This window comes from Chengkuizengella sp. SCS-71B, from assembly GCF_040100845.1.
Classification (GTDB): domain Bacteria; phylum Bacillota; class Bacilli; order Paenibacillales; family KCTC-33759; genus Chengkuizengella.
Window position 1 is genome coordinate 1,236,776 of the sequence record NZ_JAZHSH010000001.1, and the last position, 17,758, is coordinate 1,254,533.

A 17,758-nucleotide genomic window follows, 5' to 3' on the forward strand; every position below is an offset into this window, starting at 1 on the left:
TATAATAATGATAAGATAGTGAGGGGAGGCAAAACGTTATGGGGAAAGAAAATGATTTATTAGTGTATTTTGTGGAAAAGTTATTAGGGGCTAAAACACATTTTGAACGTGCTCTTGACTGTAAACATACCGAATTTGATGATTTGTATCCCTATATGATTGAACATCCTCAATTTTTCTGGTATAAAAGATACGTTGCTTGGTCAGAATTATTGACAATTGTCAGTCTTTGCGAAGATCTTTCATTTGACTGGAGAAGCCATTTTACAAAACAGCAGGTTCAGTACATTGAAGAACGAGTAATGTCAAGTAAAGTACTAGACGAATGGTTCGAGAAAAACGATTCTAAGAAGCACGTTGGTTAACTCATTCAAAAAGATGAACATCACTCAATATATAATTAATAAAAAGGTCTAAATGAATCCATTTAGACCTTTTTTAAAAACCTGTTATTTTTACTTAGGAGCGGTTAAGTATGATAAACGATGAACAATTAAATGAATACCGTATAAGTGGTATTTTAATAAGAGTCATTCGTGACAATGATGAAAAAAATGATGTTAAAGGAAATGTTGTTGCATGGGATTCTGAGGTTGTGATGATACGAAAACGAAATAGAAAGATAGTTAAACTATCACGAGAATATTTATATCAGCCTTTTGAAAATGAAAGAATATCCATGGAACCTTAAATCTTAAACAGGGTCATGGTCATCGTTTTCCCATTTTCTAGAATAGGCTTTATTTGTTACGTAAATTAATAATATAGTCATAATAATCGTCATTATGATAGCTAGAGTCATAGTACCTATCAAATGAATAACCTCCTTTAGCAAAAGTGGTATACACTTCATAATACTAAATATATAGGAAAAAAAATAGTTTATCATGCAATCTTGTATGTCTTTTTTTCGAAATTTATATCCTAAATAAAGCTTGAAAAAACGAAACTTGAAAAAATTAAAAAAAATTTAACACAAACGACAATTTTCTCCATTTTTCTACATGCGAGTTATTATATAATAGATTCAGTCATTTTTTGAGAATAGGAGTAGAATGATAGATGCATGAAAAACAAATAAATAAAAAAATTGAAGAATTGCGACAACAACTTACTATTTTAATTAATAACAAGGGAGATTTTGTAGACGATCATGTCATAGCAGTTAGTCAACAGTTGGATACATTTATTATTCAATTACAAACAATAAAGAAATTGAAAAAAACATTTCCAAACAATCATCAATCAGCTTGAATAAATTATTTTTCTCCATTTTTGGGTACAATAATATTAATCAATGGGTATAAACAAACCTGAAAGGAGAAAATAAAAATGGCAAAAAACTCTGGTGAAGATTTATTGAAGGAAATCACTGAGAAAGTGGTAAGGTATATGAGCACACCAAAGGAGCTTCGAAATAAAGATCATGAAGAACGACACAAAGAAGCTTGGAAAACAAAATGGTTTGGTATGCTTCCTTTCGCAATGGACATGCTAATTAAAAAAACTGCCCATAAGGATAAAGGGACATGAAGTGTATATATCTTACCCCATTTTGGTCTAAGGCGATATAAAGTTCACCTTCATTCCACTGATGATACCCAATGACTGCTAAAGGCATTCGAATGGCCTTTTCAAACAGTTTTTCAGTATATGTTACTTCCTCTTCATTTTGTAATGTTTTTTGAAAATCTTCGTAACTATTTACAGGTTGTGGATCATTAGAAACCCATTTTAATTTTTCAAACGGATCAAAGATTTCTTTTTCTAAACTATATTGTATATATGATGTTGTACCTGCATATAAGGTGTAATTTATTTCTCGTGGCGTTTTATTGATGGCTTCAGAATCAATAGGATAGATTTCACCTGACTTAGCATCGATATAAAAAGTATAAGGATCGATGTTTACTTTCCATATCGCTTCAAGTGCATTTGGGTATATTCGTTCTGCAAACTGATCAATTTCCCACTCTTTTATTTCTGGAATGTTTAAATCTTTAAGATGAGTAACATCAAAAGTTGTTTGCAATGTGTTTAAACTAAACAATGGATACTCTCCAGCACCATATTCAACTAATTTATAGTTTCCTTTTGAGTCTGCTCCTACCACAAGATAACCAATTTCCTTCTTGTTGTTTTTATTGATTAAAATAACCAAGCGAGTATGTGTTCCAGGTCCTAATGCATAACTTTTCCAAGAAGCGTTTTTCCATTCATGGAAACCTTCTTGCTTTTTTAAAGATTTAATCCAGTTGTTGATATTTTGTTCAAAATTTTCTTGGGGATGTATATCTGGATTCGTTGTAGCGTAACTAAACGCAGGTTGATTGCTAATCACAAAACATATTAGTAAAACAAGAATCATACATAATCGAATAGATTTCAACATCGTTTTCACCAGCCATTTATTTTTTTTAGTATGCTTGTCCATTTATTTTATAAAAATAAAATAAAAAAGTTTGTAACTCTATGTCTGTTTAATAAGCACTTTTTTTATGTTTTTTTGTAAGAAAAAAATAGATCACAAAGAATAAATTAACGATCTTCACACAAAAGGGAAAAAAAACCGCAGTTGATGGCGGATACTTGAATTTTAGGTTCGTATTGTGATCTTATTTCTTGTATACGATTTTCATATAAATTTTTTACTTCCTGTTTGTCTCCTTCCTCGGCAGCTTCTATTAGATCTGAATAATAAGTTTGTATTCTTAAGATTTCTTCATTTAGTCGATTCTGTGCCTCTATTGCCCACTTTTGATCAACATGTTTTACTTTCTGGATAATATATTTTTGTAATTCAGAAACTGCTCTCTCTAAAGAAATTGTGGGTCGAACATGGGTGTTTGGAGGCATTTTTGTTGTTAATTTAATTTGTAAGGTGGTGTCATGAAAATCAGTTTTAATTTCCCCTGTTGATAAACAAATGCCAAGAGAGTGGATTTCCGATCGTTTTAAATCACTTGTGAATTCTACTTTGTAGTTTACTCCTAACCAGGACATATAAGCCGTTGGTTCTGAAACAGAGGTCTCATTGGGAACTTCATATAGGTTTACGTATTTACCATTTTGCTGGACAACTTGGAATAACTGTTCTAATTTTAAACTCCCAAAAGTCATATCCTGTTCAATGGTTCTTTGTGTACCAGATAAAGGAGAGATACCTAAAAATCGCCCAAGAATGGTATCTGAATTTGTTTGGTTTTCTTCTTTTTGAAGTTTATTTTTAGTTTCGGTTTGCTGCTCATAATTTTCCTTATCAAAAATAAAGGTTAGTCTCATTGTCTCCGGAGGAGCTCCTGTCCGTTCAACAAAATTCCAATAATAATGGCGATTAGTAAGCTCTCTATCTGCCTGAGGGGATAACTGAACAACGACATGATCAGATCCTCTTTCAATGATGTGACATTGCTTTGATTCTAAATATCGCATGACATAATGATCTACTTGTTCTTTATTCATGGGCTCACCTCAGTTTTCGGTTGATCAATGGTTTGGTTGTTGTGTATTTCACCTTTAGTTTTGGTGAAGGTATCACCTAAGTCGCTTAACTTTGACCGTATTTCACTTTCATTCTGTGATTCCAATATAATTTTATATAAATTTTTCTCAATAGATGATTTTTTCTCTAAACTTTCTAATATGATGTCAAGTCCTCCGATAACAGATTCAAAGAGATTTATTTTTTCATGTAATAAGTGTAAAATATGTTCTTCTATAGTTCCTTTTGTAGATAAATTATAAATATGTACATCATTTTTTTGTCCGAGTCTATGTACTCTTCCGATTCTTTGCTCAACACGCATTGGGTTCCATGGCAAATCATAATTAATAACATGATTGCAAAACTGGAGATTTATCCCTTCTCCTCCGGCTTCTGTCGCAACCATGACTTGAGCTCTTTTACGGAACAAATCCATCATCCAGTCTTTTTTTCCTCTATTCATTCCACCTCGATATGGAACAGAAATGATTTGATGTTCTTTAAAATATCTTAATAAATATTCTTGTGTAGCTCTATACTCTGTAAAAATAATGACCTTATCATCAATCTGTTGAATAAGATCAAGACTGCTTTTGGCTTTTGTATGACTATTTATTTTTTTAATTTTATCAACAAGTTCCCAAATTATTGCACGTACTGGCGAGTTTTCACTTGTTTTTTTAAATAAATTAACAAGGGTAATGAATACAGCATCTCGACTGCTGCATACTTCCCGCTGTAGAGTGATTAAAGAGAATAAATGACTAATTCCACCTTCACTTTCCTCTGCTCTTTTTCTAACAAAATCAGTAACGGATTGATATAAATCAAATTCTTCATCGGATAGAGTGAGAGAGATATTTTTAACATTTCTCTTTGTAAGATCAAGATGACCATCGCTTCTTCGATTACGTATCATAACGTTAGATAACTCATCCCTCAACTGATTTTCGTTTTTTGGTATTCTTTTATCTATTACATAGTTAGATTTAAATTGACTATCATCTCCTAGTTGACCTGGTTTTAGAATTGTGATTAAGTTGTATAATTCCTTAAGATCATTTTGGATAGGAGTTGCTGTAAGTAATAAGCAGTATTTTTTTCTAACCGAATTAATAAATTGATAGTTTGTTGTCTTTTTATTTTTTAATTTGTGTGCTTCATCAACGATTAACATGTCATACTCCTTATCCAAAACGATATCTCGATGTGGATTGCGTTTTGCAGTATCTACTGAAGCAACGACAATATCATATTGATCCCACATGTAAGCTTTTTTCTGTGCAACTGCAGGAATATTAAACTTTTGATTTAATTCTCTAACCCATTGCAATACTAGAGATGCGGGAACAAGAATGAGCACTTTTTTGACAAGTTGTCTAATCAAATATTCTTTTAAAATCAAACCTGCTTCAATTGTTTTACCAAGTCCAACTTCATCAGCTAAAATGGCTCTGCCTCTCATCTCAGTAAGTACTTTTTTGGCAGTTGAAATTTGATGAGGCATAGGTTCTATATTTGAGAGTTGATTCAGACATTGTAATTCATCAAAATCTCTAACTAGCTTCGTATTCTCTGATTCGTATGCAAGTTGATATAATGTCCAATCATCCCAGGGACCATTAGATTCAAAGCGACTCTCGATGTTCCCTACCCAAGATTGGTCAAAATGAATCTGAAGGTGTTCATTTAGTGTATGAATATGTTTTGGTTGATCCTTTGAATTCAAATTACGCACCCTCCAATTATTCGTACTTTTTAACTTCACTCTCAAAGTAATATGAGATGTGTTTACTTTTATCCATAATATAGTGTTGGCACAGAGTTTTCTTAGTATGCACCAATTCAAAGACTTTCATAACTATGTTTGAGATTTTGAGTTTGATATAATAAAAAGAAAACTCTCCGATTGGCGAACCTTATGGTGAAGATATAGGAGTAGTTGTCGGTACAGGAATTACTGATGCCGATGTTCACTTTGTAATTTTAGTGTTTTATAAATAGGAGAGGATCATGAACATGAAAAATAAATGGCGTTTTATTCAGTCAGATGTGTATTCATCAGCAGAGAATATGGCAATAGATGAAGCAATTTTAAGAGCACACAGTGAAGGAAAGGTTCCTCCCACATTACGATTCTATAGATGGGAACCGGCTACCTTATCAATAGGTTATTTTCAGAAATCAGAGGAAATAGATTTAGATGCTGTTAAAGAGAAAGGGGTAGGTTTCGTTCGACGACAAACAGGTGGGAGAGCTGTTTTACATGATCAAGAATTAACTTACAGCATGATTGTTTCAGAGGATTATCCAGGTCTGCCTAAAACAGTAAACGAGGCTTACAGAGTACTAAGTCAAGGTTTGTTGTTTGGTTTTCAGTCACTTGATTTAAAGGCTGAAATGGTGAACTTAACCACAGAAGAGGAAAAGCAAAAGTATGAAGAAGCAAGTTCTTCAGCTTGTTTTGACTCGCCTTCTTGGTATGAGCTTGTTGTAGAAGGACGTAAAATTGCAGGAAGTGCTCAAACAAGGCAAAAGGGTGTTGTATTGCAACATGGATCTATTTTGTTAGAAATGGATATTGATTTATTATTTGATTTACTTCAATATTCCAACCCTAAAATAACGGAACGATTAAAACAATCCTTTGCAAAAAAAGCAGTGGCAATTAATGATTTAAGACGTGATTTATCTTTAGAGCCAGTAAGTCTTTTAGATGTAGACGCAGCTTTTAAAAAAGGCATCGCTAAAGGGTTAGAGATTGAACTCGAAGATAGCCAATTAACTCCGTATGAGTTAGAGCTTGTTGCTCAATTGGTAAAAGAGAAGTATGGGAATGACGAGTGGAATTTTAGAAAATAATAGAAAGACGTATGGAATAACATCCATTCGTCTATATGAAATTAATTTTCGAATAATTCTGAAAAATAAAAAAAGGTTATCTCCACATTGATAGAGGGAAATTTAAAACTTGAATTAAACAAATTTACAAAAACATAAATTACTAAACCAGGAGAAAATACTTATCCTCTAGTTAAGTTTTTATGATTTAATAGATCATTTTTCAAAACAAACACGACTAACTGGATTCTATTACATAGATCTAACTTTTTTAAGATTTTTGAAATTTCATTTTTTACAGTCCCTTCAGATATGTAAAGGTTTCTGGCAATCTCTTTGTTTTCCATACCATTAATAATGTGTTCAATGATACTAATTTCTCTATCTGTCAAATTTACATCAACTAATTCAGCAGGGAAGTTATGGTTACTATTTATATTTTGGAGCTGGTGCATTAATTGAATCGTTGATTTTTTGTACATTACACTAAGACCCACTGCAGCACTTTTTATAGCCATAATTAATTCGTCTGAGTTCGTTTCTTTCAGCATATATCCATTTGCACCATGGATGAAAGCATTAATAATATTTGAATGATTCGTGTTTTCAGTTAAAATGATCACTTGTGTTGACTCAAACTTTGTTTTTATATTTCGTATGGCTTCCATGACATCAAAGTCAGATGTAATGTCATTCATTAGTACTACATCAGGATAATGGTATTCGCACAAATTCATCATTTCATCTTTACTAGAAGCTAGTGCGATTACTTCTATTTCTTGATCTTTTTCCAATATGTGTTTTATTCCTTCTATGATGATTTTCTGATTTTCTGATGAGGTTATCATCACTCTAATCACTAAACCACCTCAAAATTGGATTTATCAATGTGGGGACAACATAATTAAAAATTCATAATATTTATAATATTTATTATAAATATACAAATATTTATTTCAATATAAATTGTATTATTTTAGTAAATATAAAATTCAATGTAAATCATTTTAAACATTAGTTCTGTATATTAACTAGTTATAAGCTTTTCATAAAGATTTTGCAGCTCTCTGGTGATTTTCCCAGGTTTACCATCTGACACGATTAGTTGGTCTATGCTGATAATTGGTGTGATTTCTACAGTTGTTCCAGTTATGAATACTTCGTCTGCTCTGTTTAATTGTTTTAAATCAAAAGGATGTTCTTTAATGGGAAATCCTGCTTTAGCAGCTAACTTGAGGACAACTGCTCTAGTAACTCCGTTTAAGATAAGATGGTTAACTGGATGCGTATGGATCTCTCCATCATGAACTATCATGATGTTGGAGGCACTGCATTCCGTAATAACGCCGTCTCTGTGAAAAATGGTTTCTTCTGCACTGTGATTTACTGCATTTTGTTTGGCAAGCGTGTTAGGAAGTAAATTTAATGATTTAATATCACATCTTAACCAACGGATGTCCTCTTGGGTAATGGCTTTAATACCTGATTGCATTTTATCTAAGGGTCTATTTACTTCGTTGCAATAAGCCAATACTACAGGTTTGATGTCTTTAGGTATTACATGGGAACGTGGGGCAACACCTCTTGTAATTTGAAGATATAATGTACCTTCATGTACAAATGATTTTTGGACTAATTGTAATAATTTATCATTGATTTCTTCAATTGTGTAAGGGAATTGGATTTGGATTTCTTCACAACTTCTTTTTAAACGTTGTAAGTGTTTTTCAGTTTCAAATATTTTCCCATTGTATATACGAAAAACTTCATAAACACCATCACCAAAATAATACCCTCTATCTTCATGCGAAATGTGTACTTCTTCTTTATTTAGAAATAAATCATTATATAAAAGCATAAGAGCACCCCTTTCTTATGATTGAACAATCTAAGTTAATCCATGAACTGGATTTAAGCTTATCAGAATGGAAAAGTTATTGTCAAAATGTTTTTTTGGAGATAAAAAAGAGAAGTAATGTCGAATAATATAAGTACTAAATTTTTTAAAAAAGGTAGATAGAATGAGAAAATAGAAGAAAAAAGGACAAAAACTCATTATATTTATCTGATTTGGGTGGTCAAAAAGTAGTAACACAACATATAGTGTTGTATAATGGTATTCGCACACAATATGTAGTGCTTTTTGAAGGGAAGTAATTTCTAAATTTATCTATTTTTACCTTCAAAAAAGATACATACAACATTATTTAAACTAGCTTCTAAAAAAAAGATACAGTATTTAAATAAAAAACAATTGTTGCATCGATAGACTTATTTCGATTTAATTCTGTATTTTTTAAACATTATATTAGTTTTATTTTTTTACTTTAGGGGAGGTTGTATTTTTGGAAACAATGAAGGTTAAACGTTTAGAAGGTCTTAGTGAAAAAATATTCTTGGATCGTTATGCGATGAAGGATGCAGACACCAATCATACTAAGGTTGGAGACACAGTGTTAGCACTTGTAAAAGATGATCCAAAATTTCCTACGAAAGAAGTAGGCGAGGTGATCAGTAGAGACGGTGAGAATGTTCAAGTTAAACTTCGAAGTGGTGAGATTGTTGACTCAACTATTCATAAATTAACACTTACTGTGGAAAAAACACCTGATGAAATGTGGGAGCGATTGGCACAAGCTATGGCTTCTGCAGAAGCTACTCCGGAAAAACAAAAGGAATGGACCGAAAAGTTTAAATATATTTTAGATGATTGGAAACTTGTTCCAGGTGGACGTATTGCTGCGGGTGCTGGAGCAAGTGATGAATTAACTTTATTTAATTGTTATGTAATTCCATCTCCTCACGATAGCAGAGGTGGAATCATGGAAACCTTAACTGAAATGACAGAAATCATGTCTCGAGGTGGTGGAGTAGGAATCAATTTATCTTCACTACGTCCACGCCGTGCGATTGTAAAAGGGGTTAATGGTTCATCTAGTGGAGCGGTTTCTTGGGGAGGATTATTCAGTTATACGACAGGTTTAATTGAACAAGGAGGCAGTCGTAGAGGTGCTTTAATGTTAATGATTAATGACTGGCATCCTGATCTTGTTGATTTTATTACAGTAAAACAAAAGATGGGTGAAATCACAAATGCTAATCTATCTGTTTGTTTAAGCAATGGTTTTATGAAGGCTGTAAAAGAAGATTTAGAATGGGATTTAGTGTTTCCTGATACAGATGATCCAGAGTATGACGAGTTATGGAGAGGTGACTTAGAAGAATGGAAAAACTTAGGTAAGAAAGTTATTCTTCATCAAACCGTAAAAGCTCGTGAAGTGTGGCATACGATCATTGAGTCTGCTTGGAAATCAGCAGAACCAGGGGTTGTGTTTATGGAACATTATAATGATATGTCCAATAGCTGGTATTTCAATCAGATTATTTGTACAAATCCATGTGGTGAGCAAGGGTTACCAGCATGGGGTGTATGTAATTTATCCGCAGTGAACTTATCTAAGTTTTATGATGAGGAAAATGAAGATGTAAACTGGGATGAACTTGGTAAAGTTGTTCGTTATTCCACACGTTTTCTGGATAATGTTATTGATACCACACCTTATCATTTTGAAGAAAATGAACAGAACCAAAAGGGTGAACGTCGAGTTGGTTTAGGAACAATGGGACTAGCTGAATTGATGATCAAGCTAAAAATTCGTTATGGAAGCCCAGAATCGTTAGAGTTTTTAGACAAAATATATGGATTTATGGCTAAGGAAGCCTACCTTGCGTCTTCTGAAATTGCTGGGGAAAAAGGGTCATTTACACATTTCATTGAAGATAAATTTTTACAAAGTGGATTTATGAAAGATATGGTTGAGGCATTTCCTGAAGTAGGAGAGTCCATAAAAGAGAATGGAATGCGTAATGTAACTGTAATTACACAAGCACCAACTGGAAGTACAGGAACAATGGTAGGAACATCTACTGGAATTGAACCTTATTTTGCTTTTGAGTATTATCGACAAAGCCGATTAGGTTATGATAAACAACTTGTACCTATTGCACAAGAGTACCAAGATCAAAATCCAGGTCAACCTTTGCCAGATTATTATATTACATCTATGCAAATGTCAGCAGATGACCATATCAGGGTTCAAGCTGCTATTCAAAAATGGGTAGATAGCTCTATTTCTAAAACAGCAAACTGTCCTGCAGACTTTACAGTTGAAGAGACGAAAAAGTTATATGAATATGCATTTGATTTAGGTTGTAAAGGGGTTACGATTTATAGAGATGGAAGTCGTGACGTACAAGTACTTTCAACTGCAGATAAGGACGAAAAAGAAGAAAAGGACGTTGAAGTAGGTGCAACTGAAGAAAGTACAGAGAGAATAGAAGCGCAAACTTCAGAGGACCTTGGTCAATTAAAAGAATCTTTAAAAGTAAATATAGATTCAAAAACAGAACAAGTATTTGATAAACAATATATTAAACGCCCACAAGTATTAAAAGGTTCAACTTATAAATTTAATACACCGTTTGGAATGGCGTATATCACCATCAATGATATCAATGGTGTGGCTGGTGAGATCTTTTTGAATGTTGGGAAAGCAGGTTCTGATGTATTTGCCATGTCTGAGGCATTAGGAAGAGTATGCTCTCTATTCCTTCGATATGGTGATCATGGCAATAAAGAACAACTATTAATTAAACATTTAAAAGGAATTGGTGGTTCAGGTGCGATTGGTTTTGGAGCTAATCGAGTAGAGTCCATTGCGGATGCTGTTGCTAAAGCATTAGAGATCCATATTGAAGAAGCTGAACAAACAACGTCAGTGATCGAAAACAACGAAAATGCAGCTTCAATAGAAGTGGAGGCAGTGGAAACAGTTGCTGAAACAATAGAAAAAGATGTAGCAGTTATAGAATCCAAAGATCTATGTCCTTCCTGCGGCTCGGCAAGTTTAGTGAATTCAGAAGGGTGTAAAAACTGTACGAGCTGTGGATATAGCCGTTGTAACTGAGTTTAAGGAAATTAAAAATGAATTAAAAGTTAGAACTGAGAATATCTAATGATTAGATATTCTTGGTTCTTTTTTTGTGATCAAATCATCGAGCATTATTCCGATTAGAAATATAAATTTTTGAAATAAACAATCGCTTTTGCTCTATCATGAATGTCAATCATCTCGTATATTTTGCTAATATAATTTTTGACCGTCCCTTCTGTAAGAAATAGTTGTTTAGCAATTTCTCTGTTTGTCATTCCATCACATAATAATCGTATGATTTCAAGTTCACGATTAGAAAATGGATGGCGATCACCTTGCATAGCTACTTTAGATGGGTTTAAATGTTTGGAAAGCTTGCTAGCTAGTTTCCCTGGTAAAATAACATTGCCAGCCATTGCATCTTGAATAATGTGATAAAGTTGGTGCCCTTCAATATCTTTTAAAATATATCCTGAGGCACCATACTGCAAAGCTTTCATTAGATCAGCATCATCATCGAATGTAGTTAATATAATGACAAAAATATGAGGAAAATTTAGCTTGATCCGTCTGGTGCATTCGACACCGTCCATTACAGGCATACGAACGTCCATTAGGACAATATCTGGTTGCAACCGTTCTACAAGTTCAAATCCAACCTCGCCATTAAAAGCTGTACCAACCACCTCAAATTGATTATTTAATTGTAAAATCGTTTTTAACCCATCTACCATTAGTTGTTGATCATCTAGTATTACAATTTTAATTTTATCCATCTTCATGCTCCTAGTTGTTCTTATATTTTTTATCATGATTGTGAGCTTATTGTCTTAACCTATAGGCAATTCAATATGTATGGAGAAGTTTTCACCAGGAGCAACAGTAACATGAAAATTTCCTCCTAACCCCTCTACTCTCTCTTTCATATTGTTCAATCCAAATCCCATGTGTATCATAGCCGGTACGGCTCCAAAATTAGTTAACGCCAACTGAATAACTTGACCCTTTTCTTTAATCAATAGTGTAAATCTTTTACTATTTGCATGCTTTAAGCCATTCGTAAATCCTTCTTGAATGGCATTATACAACACTCTTTCTTGTATCGGCAGCAAAGGGGTTTCAATCTGTATTATATATTCTATTTCAACGAAGCAGTGTTTCATTGTATTATGAACAAATAATTCAATGGAAGATATAAAGCCTAGAGGGTGGTGCCCATCCTTTAACATATTTATAGAGGTACGCAAGTCAGCAAGTCCCTTTTTTACTTGTTTTCTCGCTGTATCTAATTTTTCCAACGATAAATTTGGATCTTTATCTTTGAGCATTTTGCTTGCTTCTAATTCAATTAAAGCAACGGTCAACGTATGCCCAACGGTATCATGTATTTCACCAGCGATACGATTGCGCTCTTCCACTAAAATCATCTCTTCCAGTTCCTTATTTTTCATTTCTAACTCCTGCATCAGTTTCTTTAGTGCAGCAGCATTCATAATTTGGCTTTTAGCTAGATAAACAAAGGATAGGATTATACTGTAAACAAGCACAGAATTAATAATGAAATACAAAATATCCATTGAGCTTGTATACGATTGTTTTTCTATTTCCATCCCTACATACATCACAAATGTGACAAAAGAATACGGTAATGTGAAATGATATGGATACTTAATAATTAAATCGGCGACTAGAATAAAAAACAATCCTTGCGATATGTTCGTATGATCAACATAACTAATTAAGAGTAAAGGAAGGATTTCCATGCTTGCAACAATATAACTCCATTTGTTTTTTTCAAACTTAGAGTATATCATCGTCCGCAAACTTGTTATTGTAAGTGATGCAGCAATAGCAAAGAGAATATACAGTTGATTAGCAGGATTTTTTAAATAGATAATCAATAGAAGCAGAATAAATATGATTCCAAGTGTATACGATTGTATTTTGCTGTGAAAACGCATTGTCCACCTTCTTTCATTGATCCATTTCCAATCCTAGCTAGGGATCACCTTCTATTTCTCCACTAGAAGGAGTAAAACCTCTTATTCTATCGGTACGATTTTACTTCCTTTTTTTAAAAAATATGACTTAAATTATGACCACAGTCAGTTATCATATGACCTATTTTAATTTTACACTGTTTCCATCCAATAGAAATGGGAGGCAATCAAAATGAAAGATAAAATATGGATCATTGGTTTATCTATAATTTTTATGATCTTGATGATCTTTAGTGTATTTGTGATTTTCCTGAATAAGTCAAGTGATGATTCAATTCCCACCATTCCGCAAACCGCTAAAGCAGGGGATCTCATTTATAAAAAAAAGTTGACTTATTCATACGGAAAAAATGAATATGATGCAGAGTATGGCATACTTATCGTACCTGAAAATCGCTCGAAGCTGGATTCAAAATTAATAGGTATACCAGTCGTTAAAATAAATGCGGTAAACGAGTCATCATTAGCACCTATATTTATTTTAGAAGGAGGACCAGGAAACTCAAATATGCAGTTACAAGGCCCCGAAGAGCTGCTATTATCACATGACATGGTACTTGTTGGATATCGAGGAATGGATGGTAGTACAAATTTAAGGAGCAAGAAGCTGGAAAATGCATTAAGAGCAGACGATTTGCTGTCTGAAGAGGGACTTTCACAAATCGAAAATATTACAAAAGAAGTAATTCGAGATTACCAAGCTCAAGGCATAGATTTATCTGGATATACCCCTTTCGAAGTTGTACATGATTTGGATGCAGCTAGACGCGCATTGGGATACGATAAGATCAATCTGTACAGTGTCAGCTATGGCACAAGACTCGCACAATATTACGATAAATATTTTTCGGAACATATTCAATATGCTGCGTTGTTAGGTATCAATCCACCTGGTGCTTTCATGTGGGAACCTGATGTGATGGATTCGGTTCTTGAGCAATATGAAACACTTTGGAAATCTGAAACTAGTCATTATAAAACAGACAAAAGTCTAATACAAATGATGGATACCGCTTTTGATGACGCCCCAGACCGATGGCTTTTTTTTAACATTAATAAAGATAAAATTCGTGTCGCTTCCTTCTTTTTATTGATGGAGACAGAAACTTCTCCTTATGTATTCGATGCATATCAAGCCGCTGCAAACGGAGACTACAGTGGTTTCGCTGCGTTGACTTTGGCTTGTGATTGGCTCTTACCTACCGCCAGCAATTGGGGAGATATGTTAGCAAAAGGTGTGATGGATTATGATAAATCTAGAAACTATAGAAAAATAGAAACAGATGCACACACGATTGGCTCACCGGTGTCTAAACTGCTTTTTGGTGGATTTGCCCAGTCCTGGCCAAAGTATCCCATCGCTGAGGAATTGAAGCGTGTACATCCCTCTTCCACTCGTACACTGTTGATCAATGGGAATCTAGATATGTCAACACCTGCAGTAAATGCGGAAAACGATCTCATCCCGCACCTTTCCAATGCAACCTATATTAAGCTACATCATATGGGACATACCGTAACAGAAGCACAGCCGCAAGCAATGGAAAGATTGCTTACTTCTTTTTACCGTACTGGAATCGCTGATGATTCATTATTTGTGGAAGAAACGTTCAGCTTTCATTCCAAATTCAATTTTACTACGATTGTCAAAACGATTGTTTTCGTACTATTCTGTATTCCTATTATGATCATTATAGCTATCTACTTCATTATTAAGAAAATTAGATCCAAGCAAAACAGCATTGAACAGGAAACATTAGACAGTAAAACTTAAGTGATTACTTCTTAAACTCAAGCAAAATTCATATATGACCTTATCGCTAAGAATTTATTCTTGCCCTGAAAGAAAAAAAGGTTATTTTCTAAAAAATTTTTTATTCCCAAATCTAATTATAAAGACGACTCAGGACACCATATGATTTCATACTTGATAATCCCCATCAAAGAAGAATGAGTATGAATATCTAATAAACACTATCATTTAATGCTATCCTTTTTTGTAAATAAAAGTATATAATGTGAAGAGAAATCTTATTTATAGTTTAAAGGGGAAAAGAAAGATGAAAAATATAAGAACAATCGGCATTGTAACACTTATGGTTGTCGCACTAGCTCTAACCTCATATTACATATTTGAAAATCAAAAAAATTCTTATGATCAAACTGTTACTTCACAGGAATCACCTGAGACAGAGATATCTGATAACCCAGATCAGAATAGTGAAGTTGAAAACCACCAAACGCTTTCTATAGAAGAAATAAAGGATCAAACATGTTTACCAGCCCAAAAATTAACAAATAACAAAGAGGACAATCTCTTACAATTCTTAAATACACCATCAGAAAATGCAGCCTTAAGTGGAATACAATCTATTTCAACAAATACAGCCCATGATTTTGAAGTTTATGGTTCGAAAGAGGGTACATCCTATGCATTAGATAATGAAGGAAGAGTTTTTATTTGGGGAAGCGGTATTAATATTTCCTATCCACGGTTAATGACTGAGTTTCCGAAAGTGAAAGAAATGGCTGGAGGATTTATTTTAAGTGAAGACAATGATATATGGTATTTAAATTGGGACTGGGGGTTGCGGAAACCTGTAGTACTACCTAAAATAGTAACCTCATTGTCAAACATAAAAGAAATGAAGGAAGTAAACTACAGTGATTTATATGTTTTAACAGAGAATGGCAAAGTTTTTTTAATAGAAGGAAGCTATGGGGATCCTTCTGGAGAAGAGTTTGAAATGATTGAGGTTAAAGGATTAGAGAATATAGAACAAATCTATATTTCAAATGATTTATTGTTTGCACAGAAGAGTGATGGAACACTATGGAAAGTTTCGCAATATACAGAAGACGATAAGGATCAAACAGCTGTGCGAGTAATTATACCTGAAAAAGTAGTGAATGTTTCAGAAGGAGTAGACTATGCAAAGACATTCATTCAATTGGAATCGGGAAATTGGGTATCATATAAACACGGGAATGATCAAAACGAAGAACCTATCATTTCTCCACTAGAGAATATGAGCGATGATTTAATAAAAATAGTACATAATAAACATGGCGTTATAGCTTTGAAAAAAGACGGAACGGTATGGGGTTGGGGAGATGAAAACTATAATTTAGTCCCTGATCAAAATCAAACGGTAGAAGAACCTATACAAATACAAGAATTACACAATATTGTAGATGTGCAAATGGGAGCACATCATGTATTAGTACTTAATGAACAAGGTGAGGTGTATTCTTGGGGCAACAATATGAATGGACAATTAGGTCGGTTTCCACTAACTTATGATCAATTTAGGACCATAGGTTCGTTTAATGACAATATTGAGCAAATTATACCTGTTATACCATCTATGAATAGACCCTATAGTTTTTTCGTTTTTAATAAGGGAGAGGTTTGGGGTATAACGTCAGAGTTGGACATAGAAAGGTTCCAATTCAATTCAGAAATTGATCACATGACTATGTTTTATTATGATTTGGCTGTGCTAACAAAGGAAGGGAATATCATTTTTAGAGACTTTAATGAGGAGTGTACTTTATTAAAGTTTAATCGACCCATTAAAAAAATAAATGGAAGTCTCTTGCAAATTGAGGAAGGGAATCTTTACAAACTGATATTGAAAGAAAATGGAAAGGGGTTTGAAATTAAAGGAGTAAATTTTGCTAAAGAATCACTGCAACATATTAATTTGCAAGACATAAAACAACTTGAAGATTTCCCAATTTTAATGATTGTTACGGAGGATGGGAAGTTATTTTATGAAAGTGAAATGCAAGGAGAGGACATGGTAATATTGAAACAACTTGAAGACATTTCTCCTATACAAGAAATTAAAACAATGGAAAGAGCGTATTTTCATTCATTTTTTGATAATGATTCATCTGAGCCTATTGGACTGGCAATTGATAAAGATAGAAATGTTTATCTTTTAGATCTTAATTTAGACAATACAGGAAAAGGTAGAATTATTATTAAATCGAATATGCAATTGGATAAAATTGTTGATAATATTAGCTCCTTCACAGGGAGTTTATGGATTAAAGACACAGGTGAATTTCAAGATCAATTATATCAAGAAATTAAATATGATAGTGTTGTTGAAAACCCAGAGGAGATTGTATTAGCAGAGTCTAATTATAGCTACTTTATTGAAGGTCCAGGATTACATTATCATGTGATTGTGATGGAAAATGGTGATATGAAAATACTAGGAGATAATCCATTTTTGTTTTATAATTATACGGCACAAATTGGAAAAGTACTTATTGAATAAAGGTTTCGTAGTAGTTTTCATAAAATAAATATAGGACTGAGAGAATCTAATTTAGATAACCCTCAGTCTTTTTTTAGTACTAATAAAAAGCCCTATTTAATAGTTGAAAACCCTTTTTTACTATTTTGGTGGAAAAACATCTATACCATGTACATATCAACTACATATTATAGTATAGGTTAGTTAGGGAGTATTTTAGTACTTTTC

General features: G+C 33.2%; 15 protein-coding genes. 8 read left to right on the forward strand and 7 right to left on the reverse strand.

The features are described from left to right. Window positions 1-38 precede the first annotated feature (38 nt). The 4 genes from VQL36_RS06210 to VQL36_RS06225 all read left to right on the forward strand — a co-directional run bounded on the left by VQL36_RS06210 (window position 39) and on the right by VQL36_RS06225 (window position 1,533). Window positions 39-365, forward strand: a complete 327-nt coding sequence (locus VQL36_RS06210) for a hypothetical protein (protein ID WP_349248477.1) — start codon at window positions 39-41, stop codon at window positions 363-365. A gap of 110 nt (window positions 366-475) precedes the next feature. After that, window positions 476-691 carry a hypothetical protein gene (locus tag VQL36_RS06215; RefSeq protein ID WP_349248478.1) on the forward strand — a complete coding sequence of 72 codons (216 nt, stop codon included), beginning with the start codon at window positions 476-478 and terminating at the stop codon, window positions 689-691. A 371-nt stretch (window positions 692-1,062) separates the two neighbouring features. After that, window positions 1,063-1,254, forward strand: coding sequence for an aspartyl-phosphate phosphatase Spo0E family protein (locus tag VQL36_RS06220; protein WP_349248479.1), 192 nt, complete (start codon window positions 1,063-1,065; stop codon window positions 1,252-1,254). Window positions 1,255-1,332: 78 nt separating this feature from the next. Further along, window positions 1,333-1,533 carry a YqzE family protein gene (locus tag VQL36_RS06225; RefSeq protein WP_349248480.1) on the forward strand — a complete coding sequence of 67 codons (201 nt, stop codon included), beginning with the start codon at window positions 1,333-1,335 and terminating at the stop codon, window positions 1,531-1,533. On the opposite strand, the gene VQL36_RS06230 is transcribed toward VQL36_RS06225, so the two are convergent. The 3 genes from VQL36_RS06230 to VQL36_RS06240 all read right to left on the reverse strand — a co-directional run bounded on the left by VQL36_RS06230 (window position 1,499) and on the right by VQL36_RS06240 (window position 5,213). Continuing rightward, window positions 1,499-2,434, reverse strand: a complete 936-nt coding sequence (locus VQL36_RS06230; protein ID WP_349248481.1) for a hypothetical protein — start codon at window positions 2,432-2,434, stop codon at window positions 1,499-1,501. The genes VQL36_RS06225 and VQL36_RS06230 overlap by 35 nt on opposite strands. A 104-nt stretch (window positions 2,435-2,538) precedes the next feature. Then, complete coding sequence (locus VQL36_RS06235; RefSeq protein WP_349248482.1) at window positions 2,539-3,462, reverse strand: YqhG family protein; 924 nt, start codon at window positions 3,460-3,462, stop codon at window positions 2,539-2,541. Continuing rightward, the gene (locus VQL36_RS06240) at window positions 3,459-5,213 is read right to left on the reverse strand and encodes a DEAD/DEAH box helicase (RefSeq protein WP_349248483.1); all 1,755 of its coding nucleotides are present in this window, start codon (window positions 5,211-5,213) and stop codon (window positions 3,459-3,461) included. The genes VQL36_RS06235 and VQL36_RS06240 overlap by 4 nt, the downstream gene beginning before the upstream one ends. Window positions 5,214-5,503: 290 nt before the next feature. Here VQL36_RS06240 and VQL36_RS06245 point away from each other — a divergent pair, with 290 nt between their 5' ends. After that, window positions 5,504-6,346, forward strand: coding sequence for a biotin/lipoate A/B protein ligase family protein (locus VQL36_RS06245; RefSeq protein ID WP_413789560.1), 843 nt, complete (start codon window positions 5,504-5,506; stop codon window positions 6,344-6,346). Window positions 6,347-6,507: 161 nt separating this feature from the next. On the opposite strand, the gene VQL36_RS06250 is transcribed toward VQL36_RS06245, so the two are convergent. Both VQL36_RS06250 and dat read right to left on the reverse strand, forming a co-directional pair. After that, complete coding sequence (locus tag VQL36_RS06250) at window positions 6,508-7,185, reverse strand: response regulator transcription factor (RefSeq protein ID WP_349248485.1); 678 nt, start codon at window positions 7,183-7,185, stop codon at window positions 6,508-6,510. A gap of 167 nt (window positions 7,186-7,352) precedes the next feature. Beyond that, on the reverse strand, window positions 7,353-8,183 hold the full coding sequence (gene dat / locus VQL36_RS06255) for a D-amino-acid transaminase (protein ID WP_349248486.1): 831 nt from the start codon (window positions 8,181-8,183) through the stop codon (window positions 7,353-7,355). Window positions 8,184-8,679: 496 nt separating this feature from the next. Here dat and VQL36_RS06260 point away from each other — a divergent pair, with 496 nt between their 5' ends. After that, window positions 8,680-11,292 (forward strand): adenosylcobalamin-dependent ribonucleoside-diphosphate reductase, encoded by a 2,613-nt coding sequence (locus VQL36_RS06260; RefSeq protein ID WP_413789561.1) that lies wholly within the window; start codon window positions 8,680-8,682, stop codon window positions 11,290-11,292. Window positions 11,293-11,396: 104 nt separating this feature from the next. Here VQL36_RS06260 and VQL36_RS06265 read toward each other — a convergent pair whose 3' ends face one another. Then, window positions 11,397-12,035 carry a response regulator transcription factor gene (locus VQL36_RS06265; protein ID WP_349248488.1) on the reverse strand — a complete coding sequence of 213 codons (639 nt, stop codon included), beginning with the start codon at window positions 12,033-12,035 and terminating at the stop codon, window positions 11,397-11,399. A gap of 54 nt (window positions 12,036-12,089) precedes the next feature. Then, window positions 12,090-13,220, reverse strand: coding sequence for a sensor histidine kinase (locus VQL36_RS06270; RefSeq protein ID WP_349248489.1), 1,131 nt, complete (start codon window positions 13,218-13,220; stop codon window positions 12,090-12,092). Between the two features lie 211 nt (window positions 13,221-13,431). Between VQL36_RS06270 and VQL36_RS06275 the strand changes: the two genes are divergently transcribed. Together VQL36_RS06275 and VQL36_RS06280 are read left to right on the forward strand one after the other, a co-directional pair. Further along, window positions 13,432-15,033 carry an alpha/beta hydrolase gene (locus VQL36_RS06275; protein WP_349248490.1) on the forward strand — a complete coding sequence of 534 codons (1,602 nt, stop codon included), beginning with the start codon at window positions 13,432-13,434 and terminating at the stop codon, window positions 15,031-15,033. Between the two features lie 286 nt (window positions 15,034-15,319). After that, window positions 15,320-17,551 carry a hypothetical protein gene (locus VQL36_RS06280; RefSeq protein WP_349248491.1) on the forward strand — a complete coding sequence of 744 codons (2,232 nt, stop codon included), beginning with the start codon at window positions 15,320-15,322 and terminating at the stop codon, window positions 17,549-17,551. The last annotated feature ends 207 nt before the right edge of the window (window positions 17,552-17,758 follow it).

What these genes read in the sequence shown, in the direction of transcription:
- VQL36_RS06210 (WP_349248477.1), top strand. Translation starts at nt 39, where the DNA reads ATGGGGAAAGAAAATGATTTATTAGTGTATTTTGTGGAAAAGTTATTA.
- VQL36_RS06215 (WP_349248478.1), top strand. Translation starts at nt 476, where the DNA reads ATGATAAACGATGAACAATTAAATGAATACCGTATAAGTGGTATTTTA.
- VQL36_RS06220 (WP_349248479.1), top strand. Translation starts at nt 1,063, where the DNA reads ATGCATGAAAAACAAATAAATAAAAAAATTGAAGAATTGCGACAACAA.
- VQL36_RS06225 (WP_349248480.1), top strand. Translation starts at nt 1,333, where the DNA reads ATGGCAAAAAACTCTGGTGAAGATTTATTGAAGGAAATCACTGAGAAA.
- VQL36_RS06230 (WP_349248481.1), bottom strand. Translation starts at nt 2,434, where the DNA reads ATGGACAAGCATACTAAAAAAAATAAATGGCTGGTGAAAACGATGTTG.
- VQL36_RS06235 (WP_349248482.1), bottom strand. Translation starts at nt 3,462, where the DNA reads ATGAATAAAGAACAAGTAGATCATTATGTCATGCGATATTTAGAATCA.
- VQL36_RS06245 (WP_413789560.1), top strand. Translation starts at nt 5,504, where the DNA reads ATGAAAAATAAATGGCGTTTTATTCAGTCAGATGTGTATTCATCAGCA.
- dat (WP_349248486.1), bottom strand. Translation starts at nt 8,183, where the DNA reads ATGCTTTTATATAATGATTTATTTCTAAATAAAGAAGAAGTACACATT.
- VQL36_RS06260 (WP_413789561.1), top strand. Translation starts at nt 8,680, where the DNA reads ATGAAGGTTAAACGTTTAGAAGGTCTTAGTGAAAAAATATTCTTGGAT.
- VQL36_RS06265 (WP_349248488.1), bottom strand. Translation starts at nt 12,035, where the DNA reads ATGGATAAAATTAAAATTGTAATACTAGATGATCAACAACTAATGGTA.
- VQL36_RS06270 (WP_349248489.1), bottom strand. Translation starts at nt 13,220, where the DNA reads ATGCGTTTTCACAGCAAAATACAATCGTATACACTTGGAATCATATTT.
- VQL36_RS06275 (WP_349248490.1), top strand. Translation starts at nt 13,432, where the DNA reads ATGAAAGATAAAATATGGATCATTGGTTTATCTATAATTTTTATGATC.
- VQL36_RS06280 (WP_349248491.1), top strand. Translation starts at nt 15,320, where the DNA reads ATGAAAAATATAAGAACAATCGGCATTGTAACACTTATGGTTGTCGCA.